Raw genomic sequence first — 3877 nt, 5'->3', positions numbered from 1 at the left:
CGCAGCCGCGTGGTGGCGGGCAGGGCGATCGTGCACGCCGCACCGGTCAGCAACGGCAGCACGTCCATCGGGGTGGCAGCCACGCCGTGCGGCGCGTTTTCGAGCCCGGCCGCGCGGCCCGATTCGGCGATCGCGCGTTCGAGCCGGGCCAGATCGAGCGGAAACGTCTGCGCCGCGGGCCGTGCCGCGCCGCCGCCCGTGCGCCGCTGCGAGCCGAGCAGGAACGCCGGAAACGCCGCGCCGAGCGCATGCAGCGTGGGCGAGCGCGACGGATGCCGGTGCAGGTAGGCACGCGCGAAGAAGCGGAACAGCGTCGGGCCGAGCAGGCGCAGCAGCGCCGGATATTCGGCTTCGAGGCAGCCGATCAGGCGCAGCCAGTAGCCGTCCGCGTACACGGCCAGCCGCGCGTGCGGATCGACGCCGGCCGGCGTCGCGATGACGGCCGCGATGCCCGCGCCTTCGTGCTGCGCGGCCTGCACCAGCCCGGCGTCGAGGCCGCCCGGGTGGGTGGTGGCCATCTGCATCCAGCGCTGGATCGCCGCCATCGGCATGGCGTCATTCATCGATCAGCTCCGGCGCGGGGAAATGCAGCGGCGTGGAGAGCGCCGCGTCGGCTTGGGCCGGATGGCCCGCAGGCAGATCGGCGTCGCTCAGCCGCTCGCCGGCCGCCACGCGGCGGGCCTTGTTCAGCTCGGCCAGCAACGCGTCGTAGTCGGGCAGGTTGGCGTCCCATTCGAGCAGCGTCGAGACGCCGCCCGTCAGGCGCTGCGCGAGCGCGTACAGATCCCAGACCGGCGCGGGCACCGGCTGGTCGTGCGTATCGATCAGCGTGTCGCCGTGGCGGATATGGCCGGCCAGATGGATCTGCACGATCTGGTCGTGCGGCAGCGCGTACAGGTAGGCCACCGGATCGAAGCGATGATTGACGGCGCTGACATACACGTTGTTGACGTCGAGCAGCAGCCCGCAGCCGGTGCGCCGCGCCAGCCGTGCGAGGAAATCGGATTCGGGCATCGTCGAGGCGCGAAACTGCACGTAGCTCGACGGGTTTTCGAGCACGAGCGGGCGGCCCAGCCATTGCTGCACGGCGTCCACGCGCGCGCACACGTGATCGAGCGACGCCTCGGTCAGCGGCATCGGCAGCAGATCGTGCGAATTGTGCGAACCGAGGCCCGTCCAGCACAGGTGATCGGACACCCACACGGCGCGCAGGTCGTTCATCAGGCGGCGCAGCCGGGTCAGGTAGCCCCGGTCGAGCGGCGTATCGGCGCCGATCGACAGCGACACGCCGTGCATGACGATCGGCACCTCGGCGGCGATCCGGTCGAGCGCGATGTCGACGAGCGCGCGGCTGGTGGTGGCGCCGGCATCGAGCTCGGCGGCCAGTTGCAGCAGCGGGGTGGCGGGAGCGAAGGTCATCGGGGGTGTCTCCGGCGTATCGATTACGTGCAAGAAAATGAGAGCGGGCGCGCGGCGGGCGCGCCCGGGCAAAGCGTCAGGCGACGACCGGCAGCGCCGCGACGCGATAGCGATGGTGCAGGCTGCGGCCCAGCACCGGATCGTGCAGTTCGAGTTCGAACGCGTCGCCGCTCGTCATCGCGGCCATCTCGCCGCGCACCGCCAGCGTGCCGCTGTACATCGCGCAGCCGGCCGGCAGCGCGGCCGCGTCGTGGTCGCCATAGCGCTGCCAGAGCGCGGCGGGCGGCAGCAGGCCGTCCACCGCGCCTTCCTGGTAGAGGCGCGTCGCGCCGTCGGCGCGCACGTAGCGCGAGCGCAGCACCAGCTGGTCCCAGTGCGCCGCCACGTCGGCGTAGCGCCAGGCCTCGCGCGCCACCGGCTTCGCGCACACCTGCTTCGACACCGCGACGCTGTACGCCTCGGTCTTGCGGTCGGTGTGGTCGGAGCCGATCGTCACGAGCGTGCCGAGCGGGCTGTCGAACAGCACGCATTCGATCTCGCCGCTGGTGTCGCCGCCGAGCACTTCGATGTCGTGCGCCTGCGTCAGCTGATCGGCGGCCACGCGGTAGAAGCACGGCGTGCTGGTGGGCGGCGCCACGCCGAGCGCGGCCAGTTCGTCGATGTGGTGCTGGATCGCGGCGGCGTCGCGGCCGGCCCAGCCGGCGATCACGAGCGTGTCGAGGGCGAGGTCGAGCGCGCGCGGCGCGCTGCCGAGCGGGGAAACGGTAAAGGAAAGCTGGGTCATGATCGGAATCGGGAAGTGCGGGGGCCGGCGGCGCCTCGCGCGGCCTTCGGGGAAGGCTGCACGGCGCGCCGCCGGCGTGGAGCGCGGCGCTGCGGCCGCGAAAGGCTTGTCGAGCGTCAGTCCTCGAGCGGGCGATGCGCGGTTTCGCGGGCGGCCAGCAGCGCGATCGCCGTGATGATCAGCGCGCCCGTCACGTACAGCGACACGGCGATGGTCGTATGCCACTGGCGGAACAGCGCGACGATGATCAGCGGGGCGAAGCCGCCGCCGAGAATGCCGGCCAGCGTGTAGGCCAGCGACGAGCCGGCGTAGCGCACGCGGGTGGGGAACTGCTCGGTGACGAACGCCGCCTGCGGGCCGTACATCGCCGCGTGAATCACCAGGCCGACGATCACGGCCAGCACGATCAGGCCCGGCTGCGAGGTGTTGACCAGCGAGAAGAACGCGAAGGCCCAGACGATCGCCGCCAGCACGCCGCCCAGATACACCGGCCGGCGGCCGAAGCGGTCGGACAGCGCGCCGAACAGCGGCACGGTCAGCGCGTTGCAGGCGGTGCCGCACAGCACGGCGGTCAGCGCCAGCGAGCGCGACAGGTTCAGCACGGTCGTCACGTAGGTCAGCGTGAACACCACGATCAGCGCGTAGAGCACGTCGGAGCCGATCCGCGAGCCGCCGGCCAGCAGCAGCCGGCGCCAGTGGAACGTGAACACCTCGGCCACCGGCACCTTGGCCGTGGCGTGCGATTCGCTGAGCTTCTCGAACGCGGGCGTCTCGCCCACGCTGCGGCGCACCCACATGCCGAACATCACCAGCAGCAGGCTCGCGAGGAACGGCACGCGCCAGCCCCAGTCGAGGAACGCGTCGGACGACACGGCCGCCGTCAGCAGCGCGATGCAGCCGGTGCCGAGCAGCGTGCCGAACGACGGCCCGACCTGCGCCCACGACGCATTCAGGCCGCGCTTCTTCTGGTTGCCGTGCTCGACCGCCAGCAGCACCGCGCCGGCCCATTCGCCGCCGAGCGCGATGCCCTGCACGAAGCGCAGCGCCACCAGCAGGATCGGGCTCAGGATGCCGGCCGTGGCGTAGGTGGGCAGCACGCCCATCAGCGCGGTGGTCAGGCCCATCAGCACCAGCGTCAGCATCAGCACGGCGCGGCGGCCGAGCTTGTCGCCGAGGTTGCCGAAGATCAGGCCGCCGAGCGGGCGCGACACGTAGCCGACCGCATAGGTCGAGAACGCCAGCAGCGTGCCGGCCAACGGATCGACCGACGGGAAGAACAGGTGGTTGAAGACGAGCGCGGCGAGCGTGTTGTAGACCGTGAAGTCGTACCACTCGAGCGAGGTGCCGATCATGCTCGCGCTGGCGAGGCGGCCGCGTCCGGCTTGCGGCTGTCCGGCCGTCGGGGACGGGCTGGCGAGGCTGTTCATGTTGTTCTCCATCAGGGTAGCGGCGGTGATGCGGTAGGTGGCGGGCGGCGCGGGCGCTCAGGCCGCGAGCCGCCAGAGCAGGTCGAAGCCGCGTACCTGCGACGGCTCGACGTCGGCGAGCGTGGCCAGTTGCTGCGCGGCGCGGCGTGCGGCGTCGGCCGAGCTGGCCTCGACGAGGATCAGGGCATCGGCGAGCGCGGCGGAGGCGGCGCCTTCGCCGGTGGCGATCGGCGCGGACAGCGCGGCG

The 3877-nt window shown here is 72.0% G+C and carries 4 protein-coding genes and 1 pseudogene; all 5 read right to left on the bottom strand.

What is annotated here, in order from left to right:
* On the bottom strand, window positions 1-563 hold a 563-nt coding region (locus G3N92_RS31745; protein ID WP_206131493.1), incomplete at its 3' end, for a DNA-binding domain-containing protein.
* The gene (locus tag G3N92_RS31740; protein WP_206131492.1) at window positions 556-1419 is read right to left on the bottom strand and encodes a DUF692 domain-containing protein; all 864 of its coding nucleotides are present in this window, start codon (window positions 1417-1419) and stop codon (window positions 556-558) included. The genes G3N92_RS31740 and G3N92_RS31745, both read right to left, overlap by 8 nt.
* A gap of 76 nt (window positions 1420-1495) precedes the next feature.
* A complete protein-coding gene (locus G3N92_RS31735) occupies window positions 1496-2203 on the bottom strand; it encodes a DUF2848 domain-containing protein (RefSeq protein ID WP_206131491.1) in 708 nt (235 codons plus the stop codon).
* A 116-nt stretch (window positions 2204-2319) separates the two neighbouring features.
* Complete coding sequence (locus tag G3N92_RS31730) at window positions 2320-3642, bottom strand: MFS transporter (protein WP_206131490.1); 1323 nt, start codon at window positions 3640-3642, stop codon at window positions 2320-2322.
* 45 nt (window positions 3643-3687) lie between these two features.
* Window positions 3688-3877, bottom strand: a pseudogene (locus tag G3N92_RS31725) (hypothetical protein); the annotation flags it as partial.

This window comes from Burkholderia sp. Ac-20379 (assembly GCF_017104645.1).
GTDB lineage: Bacteria > Pseudomonadota > Gammaproteobacteria > Burkholderiales > Burkholderiaceae > Burkholderia.
This window is presented reverse-complemented; position numbering and strand designations above follow the sequence as displayed.